We start from the raw sequence: 13,682 nt of genomic DNA, 5'->3' as shown, positions 1-13,682 counted from the left end.
AGCGGTGTGGGGGCCGTTACTCTGGTCGTGTGAGTGTCGAGTCGGTTTTCCCCAGGTTGGAGCCTCTGCTGCCGCGGATCTCCAAGCCGGTGCAGTACGTCGGCGGGGAGCTCAACGCGACCGTCAAGGACTGGGACGAGGCGTCCGTGCGCTGGGCGTTGATGTACCCGGACGCCTACGAGGTCGGCCTGCCCAACCAGGGCGTCATGATCCTCTACGAAATCCTCAACGAGCTGCCGGACGTGCTCGCCGAGCGCACCTACGCCGTGTGGCCGGACCTCGAGGCGCTCATGCGTGAGCACGAGGTCCCGCAGTTCACGGTGGACGCGCACCGGCCCGTCAAGGCGTTCGACCTGTTCGGCATCAGCTTCGCCACGGAGCTGGGCTACACGAACATGCTCACCGCGCTCGACCTCGCCGGCATCCCGCTGCATGCGGCGGACCGCACCGAGGACGACCCGATCGTGGTCGCCGGTGGGCACGCGGCGTTCAACCCGGAGCCGATCGCGGACTTCGTGGACGCGGCCGTGCTCGGTGACGGCGAGGAAGCCGTCCTCGAGATCACCGAGATCGTGAAGGCGTGGAAGGCCGAGGGCTGCCCCGGCGGCCGCGACGAGGTGCTGACCAGGCTCGCCGAGACCGGCGGCGTGTACATCCCGCGGTTCTACGACGTGGAGTACCTGCCGGACGGCCGCATCCAGCGCGTGGTGCCGAACCGCGACCGGGTGCCGTTCCGCGTCTTCAAGCGGACCACGATGGACCTCGACGCGTGGCCGTACCCGAAGCAGCCGCTGGTGCCGCTCGCCGAGAGCGTGCACGAGCGGATGAGCGTCGAGATCTTCCGCGGCTGCACCCGCGGCTGCCGGTTCTGCCAGGCGGGCATGATCACCCGGCCGGTGCGCGAGCGGTCCATCGAGGGCATCGGCGCGATGGTCCAGAAGGGACTGGAGGCGACCGGGTTCGAAGAGGTCGGCCTGCTGTCGCTCTCGAGTGCCGACCACAGCGAGATCGCCGAGATCACCAAGGGTCTCGCGGACCGCTACGAGGGCACGAACACGGGCCTGAGTCTGCCCAGCACGCGCGTCGACGCGTTCAACATCGACCTCGCGAACGAGTTGTCCCGCAACGGAAGGCGCTCGGGTCTCACCTTCGCGCCCGAGGGCGGCAGCGAGCGGATGCGGCGCGTCATCAACAAGATGGTGTCCGAAGAGGACCTCATCCGGACCGTCTCGGCCGCGTTCTCCAACGGCTGGCGGCAGGTGAAGCTGTACTTCATGTGCGGCCTGCCAACAGAGGAGGACGAGGACGTCCTGCAGATCGCGGAGATGGCGAAGAACGTCATCCGCGCGGGCCGGCAGGCGAGCGGCCGCAACGACGTCCGCTGCACCATCTCGATCGGCGGGTTCGTGCCCAAGCCGCACACGCCGTTCCAGTGGGCACCGCAGTGCGACCCCGACGTCGTCGACGACCGGCTCAAGAAGCTGCGCGACGCGGTGAACTCGGACCGCAGCCTCGGCCGCAACATCGGCATGCGCTACCACGACGGCAAGCCGAGCCTCATCGAAGGCCTGCTCAGCCGTGGTGACCGGCGCATCGGCAAGGTCATCGAGGCCGTGTGGCGCGACGGTGGCCGGTTCGACGGCTGGAGCGAGCACTTCTCGTACGAGCGCTGGACGGCCAAGGCGGCGGAAGCCCTCGAACCGCTCGGCGTCGACCTCGCCTGGTTCACCACCCGCGAGCGCGAGGAGCTGGAGGTCCTGCCCTGGGACCACCTCGACTCGGGCCTCGACAAGGAATGGCTCTGGGCCGACTGGCAGGACGCGCTGGACGAGCGCGAGCAGGACGACTGCCGCTGGACCCCGTGCTTCGACTGCGGTGTCTGCCCCGCCATGGGCACGGACATCGAGGTCGGTCCGACGGGCCGCAAGCTGCTGCCGATCTCACCGGTCGGCGTCGGCTCACCGGTGAAGAACGCGGCCCTGACGCCCTAGCGCTGTTTCACACGCACGCGGGGAGCTTTCGTACTGCACGAGAGTACGAAAGCTCCCCGCGTGCGCTCAGCAGGCGGCGACGATCACTTCGTGACAGCGGCTTCTGCGTCCACCAGGCCGTGGCCGTAGAACGAGTTGTACTCGGAGTAGCCGGTGCAGAAGGCGTCCTGCACACCGGTCCCGTTGAGGTCGTAGTCGCCGGGGCACGCCAGCGTCTCGGCCTGCGCGTTCAGCATGCGTCCCAACGACACCGCGTCGGTCTCCGGATGCGTCGACGCGATCAGCGCCGCCACACCGGCCGCGTGCGGGGTGGCCATCGAGGTGCCGCACGAGTAGTCGTAGCCGGAGGGCACGGTGGAGAGCACGCAGCCCTTCTCCGTGCGGGTGTCACCGCCTGGCGCGGTCACGTCGATCGCGCCCAGGCCGTACGAGCTGTAGCCCGACTTGGTCTTGGTCTCCTCCACCGCGGAGACGCCGACGACGTTCTTGAGCTGCACCGGCAGCACCACGCACGACGGGTCGACCGGGCGGGTCTGGGCGTCGCCGTTCGTCGGCGAGAGCGAGTCGCGGCCAGGGCGGGACAGGTCCGCCGCGTTGTTGCCCGCCGCCGCCACGTTCAGCACGTTGCGCGAGGTCGCGTAGTCCACGGCGCGGCGCACGGCCTCGTAGATGACCCGCTGGCCGGGTTCGCTCTGGCAGGTGAAGAGGTACGGGTCGATGAAGTAGCTGTTGTTCGTGATGGTCATGCCCTGCAGGGCGGCCCACATGAACCCGCACACCGCGTACTCGGGGTAGATGAACCCGTCGTCGTCGACGACCTTCACGGATGCGACGCGCACTCCCGGCGCCACGCCCGTGGTGCCCTTGCCGTCGTCGGCGGCCGCGATCGTGCCGGCGACGTGCGTGCCGTGCGCGGAGGTCGTCGGGATCCACGCGGTGGGGGAGGTGTCCGGTTTGCCGGTCAGGCAGCCCGCGGACAGCTCCGGGGCCAGCGCCGGGGCGAGGTCCGGGTGCCGCGGGTCGATGCCGGAGTCCAGCACGCCGACGACCACGGACTTGGAGCCCGTGGTGACCTGGTGCGCGGCCGGCGCCTTGATGAGATCCATGTCCCACTGCTCGCCGGAACGCGTGCTGGAGGGACGCAGCAGCTCGGTGTCGTCCTTCTTGCGCTTGACCGACCGCTTGCTCGCGATGGACTCGGCCTGGGCGCTGTACGCGCGTGCCGGGCCGATCAACTTGAGGAACGAGGGGTCCGGCGAGGTCGCGACGGCGACCGAGATCTCCGGGTAGTAGACGGTCGTGCTGCCGCAGGCCTCGGTGATCTCCGCGTCCGCCACCGCAGGCGGTGTGAACTGCGCGAACACCACGAGGTAGCGCAGGTCAGGGCCAGGCTGAATGCACGCCGGGGCGACGACCGCCTCGGGTTCCGCGGTCGCGGGCAACGACGCCGCCAAGCACCCGGCCGCGAGCAGGGCGGTCATCGCCGCAGCCCGTGCGCGGTGGAGCAGAGGCACCGGGGACCTCCAGGTTGGCAAGGCGTCCAGACAGCCGGACCGTAGCCACGCGCAACGATCTAGACAAGCTGAACGTTCTCGATCGGGTTCACGGTACCGTCCTACTGGACGAACAGCCTGCGCCGATGGGACCGCTCACCCGTCGGAACCACCTCATGGGAGCACCAACTGAGCCGCCATCTGCCCAACAACCCGTCTGCCGCAGCCGTGCAGAAACTGCGCCTCCGCTACACCAAGCGGGGGAGGTTGCGTTTCACCTCGCATCGCGACATCGCTCGTACGTTCGAGCGCGCGCTGCGCAGGGCAGGCGTGCCCATGGCGTACTCGCAGGGCTTCAGCCCTCACCCGAAGGTGTCGTGGGTCGGTGCCGCACCGACCGGCGTCGCCAGCGAGGCGGAGTACGTCGAGGTGTCGGTGGTCGAACAGCTCGACCCGCAGGCGCTCAAGGTCGCGCTGGACGAGGCGTTGCCACCGGGCATCGACGTGGTCGAGATCGTGCAGGCGCACGGCGGCAACCTCACCGAGCGCATCGACGCCAGCGAGTGGCGGATCGAGCTCGACGGGGTTGAGCCGGAGAAACTCGCGGAAGCGGTGAGTGCTCTGCTCGCCGCCGAACGGGTGGAAATCGAGCGTCTCACCAAGAACGGCGTGAAGACTCTCGACGTGCGGCCTGCTGTTGTGTCGGCGCTGGTCGAACCACGTTCGAGCGACGCCGGACACGATGAGGCCGCATTGTCACAACCGTGTGGGATACTCATGACGGTCGTGCGGCAGGTAACGCCTACCGTCCGACCCGACGACGTGCTGAATGCGCTTCGAGTCGTCGCCGACCTCGTGCCGCCGGTACCTGCGAGAGCAACCCGGATGGCGCAGGGACGGCTCGACGGCGAAGGCAGGCTGGTGGATCCGCTCCAACAGGACAGAGAGTCCTGACGAGCGCAGGTCGACCGGCTGCGACGCAAACAGGAGGAGCGGCGCTGCCAGCGGCGTCGTCGTGGGACCTGCGCAAGCGTGCGCCCGAAGAGGCGCCACGCCGCTGCGCGCGAGGCAAGGATTCCCGCCGCGAGCAGCGGTGGAGAGAGACAAGAGAGGCCCCTGCGCGGCCGCGTCCTCACGGGACGCGCCCGGGGGTGGAGGAGCTGCATGTCGAACAAGGAAAAGCCTGCCGGCGCAACCGGCGGGCAGGGCGTGGTATCCGCACGCCCTGAGCTGGCAGATCTGCCGGACAAGCTGCGAGTGCACGCACTGGCGAAGCTGCTGGACGTCAGCAGCAAGGACGTCATGACGGCGCTGGCCGACCTCGGTGAGGTCGCGCGCAGTGCGCAGTCGAGCGTGAGCCGCGATGTCGCGCTGAAGGTGGCCGAGACGCTGCTGGACTGGGACGACGTCGTCACCGGTGAGGTCACCGAGGACTACGAACCGCCCGCGGTCCCGGCAGCGCAGGCACCGGCGCTCGCGCCGATCTTCGCCGCGCCGAGTGCGGTGTTCCTGCCGCCACAGCCGGTCGAACGGCCCAAGGCACAGGCGGCGATCTTCGTCGTGCCGGAGGAGCCCGTCGCCGTCGAGGAGAAGTCGGTCGGCGAGATCGCCGCGGACGAACTCGACGCCGCCGAGGCCGCAGCCGAGGCGGACGCCGACAGCGAGGACGAGGCCGAGGGCCGCCGTCGTCGCCGCCGTGGCCGTCGTGGCCGTGGCCGCGGCAAGGGCACCGACGGCGAGCCGGGTTCGGAGGACGGCGAGGAGGGCCAGGCCGAGGAGGCCGAGGCCACCGCCGACACCGAAGCCGCCGACGTCGACGGCGAGGACGAGGGTGACGAGGGCTCGACCCGCCGTCGCCGTCGCCGCCGTCGCCGCAAGACCGGCGCGGACGACGAGGTGACGTCCGAGGACGACCCGCCGAACACGGTCGTGCACGTCCGGGAGACCCGTGACGCGCGTGACGACAAGGCGGACTCCGAGGCCGCGCAGAGCGAGGTGCGCAGCATCCGCGGCTCGACGCGCCTGGAGGCCAAGCGCCAGCGCCGCCGTGACGGTCGCGAGGCCGGTCGCCGCCGTGCCCCGGTGCTGACCGAGGCCGAGTTCCTGGCCCGCCGCGAGGCCGTGGCCCGCACGATGGTCGTCCGCGAGCGCGGCGACCGCACCCAGATCGGCGTCCTCGAGGACGGCGTTCTGGTCGAACACTTCGTCACGTCGTCGGGCTCCGGCTCGATCGTCGGCAACGTGTACCTCGGCCGCGTGCAGAACGTGCTGCCGAGCATGGAGGCCGCGTTCATCGACATCGGCCGCGGCCGCAACGCCGTGCTGTACGCCGGTGAGGTGGACTGGGACGCCGCCGGTCTCGAGGGCAAGTCCCGCAAGATCGAGCAGGCCCTTTCGAGTGGCGACAGCGTGCTCGTCCAGGTCACCAAGGACCCGGTCGGCCACAAGGGCGCCCGCCTGACCACGCAGATCAGCCTGCCCGGCCGCTTCCTGGTGTACGTGCCGGGCGGTGGCGCGACGGGCATCAGCCGCAAGCTGCCGGACAACGAGCGCAAGCGCCTCAAGGACATCCTCAAGCGCGTCGTCCCCGAGGACGCCGGCGTGATCATCCGCACGGCCTCCGAGGGCATCGCCGAGGAGGAGCTGGGCCGCGACGTCACGCGTCTGCAGGCCCAGTGGAAGGTCATCAAGGAGAAGTCCGCGAGCACCTCCACCAAGGCTCCGACGCTGCTCTACGAAGAGCCGGACCTGCTGGTGAAGGTCGTCCGCGACCTGTTCACCGAGGACTTCGCCCAGCTCGTCGTCCAGGGCGACGAGGCGTGGGAGGTCATCGACTCCTACGTCCGCCACGTGGCGCCGGACCTGCAGGACCGCCTGAAGAAGCACGTCGGCAACAACGACGCGTTCGTCGAGTACCGCATCGACGAGCAGCTGATGAAGGCGCTGGACCGCAAGGTCTGGTTGCCCTCGGGTGGCTACCTGATCATCGACCGCACCGAGGCGATGACGGTCATCGACGTCAACACCGGCAAGTTCACCGGTTCCGGCGGCAACCTCGAGGAGACCGTCACCAGGAACAACCTGGAGTCGGCCGAGGAGATCGTCCGCCAGCTCCGGCTGCGCGACATCGGCGGCATCATCGTCATCGACTTCATCGACATGGTGCTCGAGTCGAACCGCGACCTGGTGCTGCGCCGCCTGACCGAGTGCCTGGGCCGCGACCGCACGCGTCACCAGGTGGCCGAGGTCACCTCGCTCGGCCTGGTGCAGATGACCCGCAAGCGGGTCGGCACCGGCCTGCTCGAGGCGTTCAGCCAGACGTGTGAGCACTGCCGCGGCCGTGGCGTCGTCGTGTCGACCGAGCCCGTGCACACGCACGGCGGCGGCAACGGCGGTGGCCAGCAGCAGCAACAGCAGCCCCAGGGCGGTGGCCGCAAGTCACGCCGCAACAAGGGCGGTGGCGAGCAGGCCGCTGACGTGGTCGAGGCGGCGGTCGAGGCTCCCGAGGCTCCGGCCGTGGAGCCCGAGGTCGTGGAGCCGGGCGAGCCCGAGGACACCTCCGAGACCGCGGTCGCCGCGGACCAGGAGCACGAGCACGGCGGTCGCCGTCGTCGCCGTCGCCGCCGCGACAAGGAGCCGCAGGCGGTCGTCGACGCGGTGGTGGTCGAGGAGCAGGCGCTCAACGGGAACGTGCCGCACGAGGTCGCCGAGGACGTCGAGCCGGTCGAGATCGACCCCGTCGTCGAGCCCGAGGTGATCGAGGAAGCGGCCGAGGAGCTCGTCGAACCGGTCGCGGAAGACGACGCCGAAGAGGACATCGAAGAAGCCGCCGAAGACGTCGCGGAAGACGTCACGGAGGAGCCTGTTGCGGAGCAGCAGCCCGCCGTGACCGTGACGGGACGCATCGGGGCGCAGCGCCCGGAGCCGGCCGCTGAGCCCGCGCCGGAGCCCGTCGTGGCCCAGGCGCCGGTCTCGGTGCCCGAGCCCGTGGCGGAGGCCCCAGCGGCCGTCGTGGAGGCCCCTGCGGCCCGTCCGCGCCGTCGTGCGGCCAAGCGTGCCGCCGGCGCGCCGGTCGCGACCGAGGTTTCCGCACCGCTGGTCGTCGAGGTGCCCAAGCAGCCCGAGGTCCAGATGCCCGCACCGGTGGTCACCACCACCACTCGCAGGCGCCGCGCCGTGTCGCGGCCCGCGGGACCGCCGGTCCAGGAGGACTGAGGCACGAAAGACGAAACCGGGGCCGCTCACGAGCGGCCCCGGTTTCGCGTTGTGAGGGACCGCACAGCCAGCGTGAACGTGATCAGGCCACCCCAGTTTGCTACCGCTGTACCCACTCCCGTAACCTTGTCGACGGCCCGCCATCCGACGGGTCCTGTCGTGTGCCTCCTCTGCCAGGTTTATTGCAGAAGTGTTGGCGCATGGCCCGTCACCATCGAGTAGCAGGAGACTTCCGTCCTGATGTACGCGATCGTCAAGACCGGCGGCAAGCAGTACAAGGTCGCTGTCGGCGACATCGTCGAGGTCGAGAAGCTCGAGGGCGAGCCGGGCACCGAAATCTCCCTCCAGGCGCTGCTCGTGGTCGACGGCACGAACGTCACCGCTGACGCGGCGGCCCTGGAGAAGTTCTCGGTGACCGGCAAGCTGGTCGAGCACACCAAGGGCCCGAAGATTCGCATCCACAAGTTCAAGAACAAGACCGGCTACCACAAGCGCCAGGGTCACAGGCAGAAGCTGACCCGCGTCGAGGTCACCGGCATCACCGGTAAGTGAGGACCTGACTTCTCATGGCACACAAAAAGGGTGCGTCCAGTTCCCGCAACGGCCGTGACTCCAACCCCCAGTACCTGGGTGTGAAGCGGTTCGGCGGTCAGGTCGTCAAGGCCGGCGAGATCCTGATCCGCCAGCGCGGCACCAAGTTCCACCCCGGCGTCGGCGTCGGTATCGGCAAGGACGACACGCTGTTCGCCCTTACGCCCGGTGCGGTGGAGTTCGGCATGAAGCGCGGTCGCAAGACCGTCAACATCGTCCCGGTCGCCGTCTAACCGGTCGCTGTTACGGGCGTCGTGTGTCCGCGGAAAGCGCGGACCACGGCGCCCGGTTGTGTTTTCTGGGGGCCAAGCCCCAGACCCCAGCCGGGGGCTCCGCCCCCGGACCCCCGTGAGGCGCCCGTTCCTGGAATCCGCCTTTTCTAGCTAGTTGGAAGTGATTAATCGTGGCCCGCTTCGTAGACCGGGTGGTCATTCACGCTGCCGCCGGTTCCGGGGGCAACGGTTGCGCTTCAGTGCACCGCGAGAAGTTCAAGCCGCTCGGCGGCCCGGACGGCGGCAACGGCGGTAGTGGCGGCAACGTCATCCTCGTCGTCGACTCGCAGGTGCACACCCTGCTGGACTTCCACTTCCGCCCGCACGCCTCCGCCACCAGCGGCAAGGCGGGCGCGGGTGCGAACCGCGACGGCGCGAACGGCGAGGACCTGATCCTGCGCGTCCCGGACGGCACCGTGGTGCTGACCGAGGACGGCGACGTCGTCGCGGACCTCGTCGGCGAGGGCACCCAGCTCATCGCGGCCGCCGGTGGCCGTGGCGGTCTGGGCAACGCCTCGCTCGCGTCCAAGGCCCGCAAGGCTCCCGGTTTCGCGTTGCTCGGTGAGCCGGGCGAGACGCGTGACCTGGTGCTGGAGCTCAAGTCCGTCGCGGACGTCGGCCTGCTCGGCTTCCCGTCGGCAGGCAAGTCGTCGCTGATCTCGGTGCTGTCCGCAGCGAAGCCGAAGATCGCCGACTACCCGTTCACCACGCTGGTGCCGAACCTCGGCGTGATCACCGCGGGCGAGACCATCTTCACGATGGCGGACGTGCCCGGACTGATCCCCGGAGCGTCGCAGGGCAAGGGCCTCGGACTCGACTTCCTGCGCCACATCGAGCGCACCGCGGTGCTCGCGCACGTCGTCGACTGCGCGACCTACGAGCCCGGCCGCGACCCGATCGCGGACATCGACGCGCTGGAGAACGAGCTGGCGCAGTACACCCCGTCGCTCGGCGGCAACTTCGCCGACCGGCCGCGCGTGGTGATCCTGAACAAGATCGACATCCCGGACGCCAAGGACCTGGCCGACATCGTCCGCCCGGAGATCGAGGCGCGCGGCCTGCCCGTGTTCGAGGTGTCGGCCGTGTCCCGCGAGGGACTGCGTGAACTGACCTTCAAGCTGGCCGAGGTCGTGCGCGAGTACCGCGCCGCCCAGCCGAAGAAGGAATCGACCCGCATCGTGCTGCGGCCGACCGCCGTGGACGACCAGGGCTTCACCGTGACCGAGGACCCCACGGTGGAGGGTGGCTTCCTCGTGAAGGGCGAACGCCCGGAGCGCTGGATCCGCCAGACCGACTTCTCCAACGACGAAGCCGTCGGTTACCTCGCCGACCGCCTGCAGAGGCTGGGCGTCGAGGACAAGCTCGTGAAGATGGGCGCCATCCCCGGTTGCCAGGTCACCATCGGCGACCTGGTGTTCGACTGGGAGCCGACCACGCCCGCCGGCATCGCGATGACGATGACCGGACGTGGCACGGACATCCGTCTCGAGCGCAACGACCGCATCGGTGCTCACGAGCGCAAGGCCCTGAAGAAGGCCCGGCGCGCACCCGGCGAGTACGGCGACGACATCAACGAGGAGTAACCCGTGACGGCCCCCGTGGTCTCACAAGCGCGCAGTGCGGTCGCGTCGGCGAACCGCATCGTGGTGAAGGTCGGCTCTTCTTCTTTGACCACAGCGGAAGGCGGCCTCGACCCGGCGCGGCTCGACGCCCTGGTCGACGCGCTCGCCGCGCGATCGGCCGCCGGCAGCCAGGTGGTGCTGGTGTCGTCCGGTGCCATCGCCGCGGGCCTGGCCCCGCTCCGCTTGTCCCGCCGGCCGCGCGACCTCGCCACCCAGCAGGCCGCGGCCAGCGTCGGCCAGCTGACGCTGGCGCACGCGTACGCGAACTCGTTCGGCCGCTACTCCCTGACCGTCGGCCAGGTCCTGCTGACCGCCGACGACGTGGTGCGCCGCGCCCACTACCGCAACGCGCAGCGCACCTTCTCGCGCTTGCTGGCGTTGGGCGCCGTGCCGGTGGTGAACGAGAACGACACCGTTGCCACCGAAGAGATCCGCTTCGGCGACAACGACCGCCTGGCCGCCCTGGTGGCACATCTGGTCGGCGCGGACGCGTTGTTCCTGCTGTCCGATGTGGACGCTCTCTACTCCGGTGACCCGCGCAAGCCCGGTGCCGTGCGAGTAACTGAGGTGGCCTCGGCGTCCGATGTGGACGGTGTGCAGGCGGGTACCTCCGGGGCTTCGGGCCTCGGCACCGGCGGCATGGCCTCCAAGCTCGCCGCCGCACGTCTCGCGTCCTCCGCGGGCATTCCCGTGCTGCTGGCAGGTGCCTCCGACGCGGCACAGGCGTTGTCGGCCGCCGACGTCGGCACTGCTTTCGCCGCAACGGGTTCGCGCCTGACCGCACGCCGCTTCTGGCTCGGCTACGCGACGGACGCGAACGGCCGCCTGCACCTCGACGACGGCGCGGTCGCCGCGGTCGTGGGCCGGCGCCGGTCGTTGCTGGCGGCCGGAATCACGGGCGTGGACGGCGACTTCGAGGCCGGTGACGTGGTGGAGTTGGTGAGCCTCTCGGGCGAGGTCGTGGCACGCGGGGTGGTCGGCTTCGACTCGGCCGAGCTGCCGTCGTTGATCGGCCGCAAGACCCACGACCTGCCGGAGGAGCAGCGCCGCGAGGTCGTGCACGCGGACGATCTCGTGCCGCTCGCTAGGTGAGCTCGACGCCCTTCGTCTCGCGCAGCGTCAGGATCACCACGAACGAGATCACGGCGCCCACCGCGACGTACCAGAAGAACACGGTGCCGCCGACGGCCTGAATGACCAGCGGCGCCGTGCCACCGAACACCGCGACCGTGAGGTTGTACCAGGCGCCGATGCCGAGCCCGCGCAGTTCGGTGGGGAACAGCTCGCTCATGATCGCGGGCGCGATCGACGTGATCGCCGTGTAGAGCCCGAGCCCGACGCAGAACACGATCACCATGTTCGCAAGCCCCGGTTTGACCAGTGTGGAGAGCGGCACGACCAGCAGCGCCATCGCGCCGGACCAGACGAGCATCTGCGGTTTGCGGCCGTAGTGGTCGGCCAGCCAGCCCATCGGGTACTGCAGCGCGACGAACACCACGGTGCCGATCGACAGCGCCAGGAACACGTCGATGTCGTTGACGCCCTTGGACTTCACCGCGAACGGCGTCAGCGCGGAGAAGAACGTGTAGAAGGTCAGCGTCGAGAGCAGCGTGATGCCGACCAGCTGACCGACGGCCTTCGGGTGGTCCTTGAGCGTCATCCTCAGCGGGTTGCGCAGGCTCTCCGCCTTGGCCTTGTTCTCCTCGAACTGCTCGGTCTCCTTCAGCGCACGCCGCAGCCACAGCCCGATCAGCCCGAGCACGCCGCCGATGAGGAACGGCACGCGCCAGCCGTAGGAGGCCATCGCCGCCTTGTCGAGGTTGCGGGACAGGAAGAACCCGAGCAGCGAAGCGATCAGCACCGCCGCACCAGTGGAGATGTAGAAGAACGATGAGTAGCGCCCGCGGTGACTCGCGGGCGCGATCTCGGCGAGGTACGCGGACGCGTTGGACACCTCGCCGCCCAGCGCCATGCCCTGCGCGATGCGCGCGAGCACCAGCAGCGCCGGCGAGAGCCAGCCGGCCTGCTCGAACGTGGGCAGCAGACCGATCACGACCGAGCCGCCGGACATCAGCACGATCGTCAGCAGCATCGCGGTGCGGCGGCCCCTGAGGTCAGCGAACCGGCCCAGCAGATAGCCGCCGAGCGGGCGGAAGAAGAAGGCGAGCGCGAACGTGGCGAACGTGCTCAGCAGGGCGGCGGTCTCGTTGCCGGAGGGGAAGATCTGCGTGGCGAAGTAGATGCTGAACGCCGTGTAGATGCCCCAGTCGTACCACTCCACGGCGTTGCCCGCCGACGAGGCGACGAGCGTGCGCACGGGCAGCCGATGCGTCTCCGATGTAACCGCCATGGAGGCACCCAATCACATACGGCGACGAATCGGTGCGTACGTCTCAACTGGTTCGTTGGTCAGGAAGTCAACGATCATCGCGTTGCACAGTGCGGGTTTCTCGTGCAGCAGGCCGTGCGAGGTTCCTGGCACGGCCTGCTGCACGGCGTTCGGCAGCGCGCGATACAGGGCCGTGGCGTGCTCCAGCCTCACCTCGTCGTCATCGCCGATCATGATGAGCGTCCTGGTGGGCAGCTTCTTCAGGTCTTCTTCAGTCAGCGCGGGGCTGCGGTGGTGCATCGGCGTGAGCTCGGTGGCCGGGTCCCAGCCGTCGTGGTGGAAGACGCCGCATACGACGACAAGCCGGTGCACGAGGCCGGGTTTCGGGTCCTCGGGTCCTCGGGTCCTCGGGTCTGAGCACGGCGGTGAGACTCCTCGGCTGTCCTGCACCCGAGACCTGGAGCTACCTGCCCGAACCCCGTCCTGAGGCAGTCCTGGTGCCGCGGGCGGTCACTCCGATGGGTGAACCTCGTCCTGAGTCACGCCTGGCGTCCTCTGATAGATGTCACGAAGTCATGGTCATCTTCATCGCGACCAGAGGAAGGAGCGCACGGGCGAGCATCCGCGGGGTTGCCCCTCCCGTCGAGCCATACTGATCAGCGTGCGTTCATTGGGTTTGGTGACGTTGGTTGTCAGGGACTACGACGAGGCGATCCGCTTCTACGTGGAGGGACTCGGGTTCACATTGGTGGAGGACACCCCGCAAGCCGGCAAGCGCTGGGTGGTGGTGTCCGCGGGCGAGGGAGCGGCACTGCTGCTGGCCCAAGCCGCCACGGACGCGGAGTCGGCCCGAGTCGGTGACCAGACCGGTGGCCGCGTCGGGTTCTTCCTCACCACCGACGACTTCGACCGCGACCACGCCCGCATGACCGAGTTCGGCGTGAAGTTCCTGGAGACGCCGCGCGAGGAGGTCTACGGCAAGGTCGCCGTGTTCGAGGACCTCTACGGCAACCAGTGGGACCTGCTTCAGCCCGCGCGGGTGTGACCGGGGGAGGCGCCGACTGCGGCAGCTGGTGGGACCTGCTTCAGCCCGCGCGGGTGTGACCGGGGGAGGCGCCGACTGCGGCAGCTGGTGGGACCTGCTTCAGCCCGCGCGGGTGTGACCGGGG

The 13,682-nt window shown here is 69.5% G+C and carries 11 protein-coding genes; 8 read left to right on the top strand and 3 right to left on the bottom strand.

All coding sequences use genetic code 11. From position 1 onward, the window contains the following. The first annotated feature begins 29 nt into the window (after positions 1-29). Positions 30-1,991 (top strand): TIGR03960 family B12-binding radical SAM protein, encoded by a 1,962-nt coding sequence (locus ACIA8G_RS18415; RefSeq protein ID WP_396419727.1) that lies wholly within the window; start codon positions 30-32, stop codon positions 1,989-1,991. 83 nt (positions 1,992-2,074) lie between these two features. On the opposite strand, the gene ACIA8G_RS18410 is transcribed toward ACIA8G_RS18415, so the two are convergent. Then, positions 2,075-3,505 carry a S8 family peptidase gene (locus ACIA8G_RS18410; protein WP_396419726.1) on the bottom strand — a complete coding sequence of 477 codons (1,431 nt, stop codon included), beginning with the start codon at positions 3,503-3,505 and terminating at the stop codon, positions 2,075-2,077. A gap of 207 nt (positions 3,506-3,712) precedes the next feature. Here ACIA8G_RS18410 and ACIA8G_RS18405 point away from each other — a divergent pair, with 207 nt between their 5' ends. The 6 genes from ACIA8G_RS18405 (at position 3,713) to proB (ending at position 11,276) form a co-directional block, all read left to right on the top strand. Then, entirely contained in the window at positions 3,713-4,438 is a 726-nt protein-coding gene (locus ACIA8G_RS18405) for a TIGR03936 family radical SAM-associated protein (protein ID WP_396419725.1), read from the top strand. 210 nt (positions 4,439-4,648) lie between these two features. Then, on the top strand, positions 4,649-7,699 hold the full coding sequence (locus ACIA8G_RS18400; protein ID WP_396419724.1) for a translation initiation factor IF-2 N-terminal domain-containing protein: 3,051 nt from the start codon (positions 4,649-4,651) through the stop codon (positions 7,697-7,699). A 240-nt stretch (positions 7,700-7,939) separates the two neighbouring features. Then, entirely contained in the window at positions 7,940-8,251 is a 312-nt protein-coding gene (gene rplU / locus ACIA8G_RS18395) for a 50S ribosomal protein L21 (RefSeq protein WP_045316485.1), read from the top strand. A 14-nt stretch (positions 8,252-8,265) separates the two neighbouring features. Beyond that, complete coding sequence (gene rpmA / locus ACIA8G_RS18390) at positions 8,266-8,523, top strand: 50S ribosomal protein L27 (protein ID WP_167979821.1); 258 nt, start codon at positions 8,266-8,268, stop codon at positions 8,521-8,523. A 167-nt stretch (positions 8,524-8,690) separates the two neighbouring features. Then, complete coding sequence (obgE, locus tag ACIA8G_RS18385) at positions 8,691-10,145, top strand: GTPase ObgE (protein WP_396420537.1); 1,455 nt, start codon at positions 8,691-8,693, stop codon at positions 10,143-10,145. A 3-nt stretch (positions 10,146-10,148) separates the two neighbouring features. Then, positions 10,149-11,276, top strand: a complete 1,128-nt coding sequence (proB, locus tag ACIA8G_RS18380) for a glutamate 5-kinase (protein WP_396419723.1) — start codon at positions 10,149-10,151, stop codon at positions 11,274-11,276. On the opposite strand, the gene ACIA8G_RS18375 is transcribed toward proB, so the two are convergent. Beyond that, on the bottom strand, positions 11,269-12,534 hold the full coding sequence (locus tag ACIA8G_RS18375) for an MFS transporter (protein WP_396419722.1): 1,266 nt from the start codon (positions 12,532-12,534) through the stop codon (positions 11,269-11,271). The genes proB and ACIA8G_RS18375 overlap by 8 nt on opposite strands. A gap of 12 nt (positions 12,535-12,546) precedes the next feature. Continuing rightward, a complete protein-coding gene (locus tag ACIA8G_RS18370; RefSeq protein ID WP_396419721.1) occupies positions 12,547-12,885 on the bottom strand; it encodes an alpha/beta fold hydrolase in 339 nt (112 codons plus the stop codon). Positions 12,886-13,192: 307 nt separating this feature from the next. Here ACIA8G_RS18370 and ACIA8G_RS18365 point away from each other — a divergent pair, with 307 nt between their 5' ends. Continuing rightward, positions 13,193-13,558, top strand: coding sequence for a VOC family protein (locus ACIA8G_RS18365; protein WP_396419720.1), 366 nt, complete (start codon positions 13,193-13,195; stop codon positions 13,556-13,558). Positions 13,559-13,682: the final 124 nt, after the last annotated feature.

The organism is Lentzea sp. NPDC051213 (genome assembly GCF_044455585.1).
Classification (GTDB): domain Bacteria; phylum Actinomycetota; class Actinomycetes; order Mycobacteriales; family Pseudonocardiaceae; genus Lentzea.
Note: the sequence above shows the minus strand (reverse complement) of the source record. Positions and strands in the feature narration are given on the sequence as shown.

Excerpts from the sequence above, each read along its gene's own strand:
- ACIA8G_RS18400 (WP_396419724.1), top strand. The coding sequence starts at position 4,649 with ATGTCGAACAAGGAAAAGCCTGCCGGCGCAACCGGCGGGCAGGGCGTG.
- rplU (WP_045316485.1), top strand. The coding sequence starts at position 7,940 with ATGTACGCGATCGTCAAGACCGGCGGCAAGCAGTACAAGGTCGCTGTC.
- rpmA (WP_167979821.1), top strand. The coding sequence starts at position 8,266 with ATGGCACACAAAAAGGGTGCGTCCAGTTCCCGCAACGGCCGTGACTCC.
- ACIA8G_RS18375 (WP_396419722.1), bottom strand. The coding sequence starts at position 12,534 with ATGGCGGTTACATCGGAGACGCATCGGCTGCCCGTGCGCACGCTCGTC.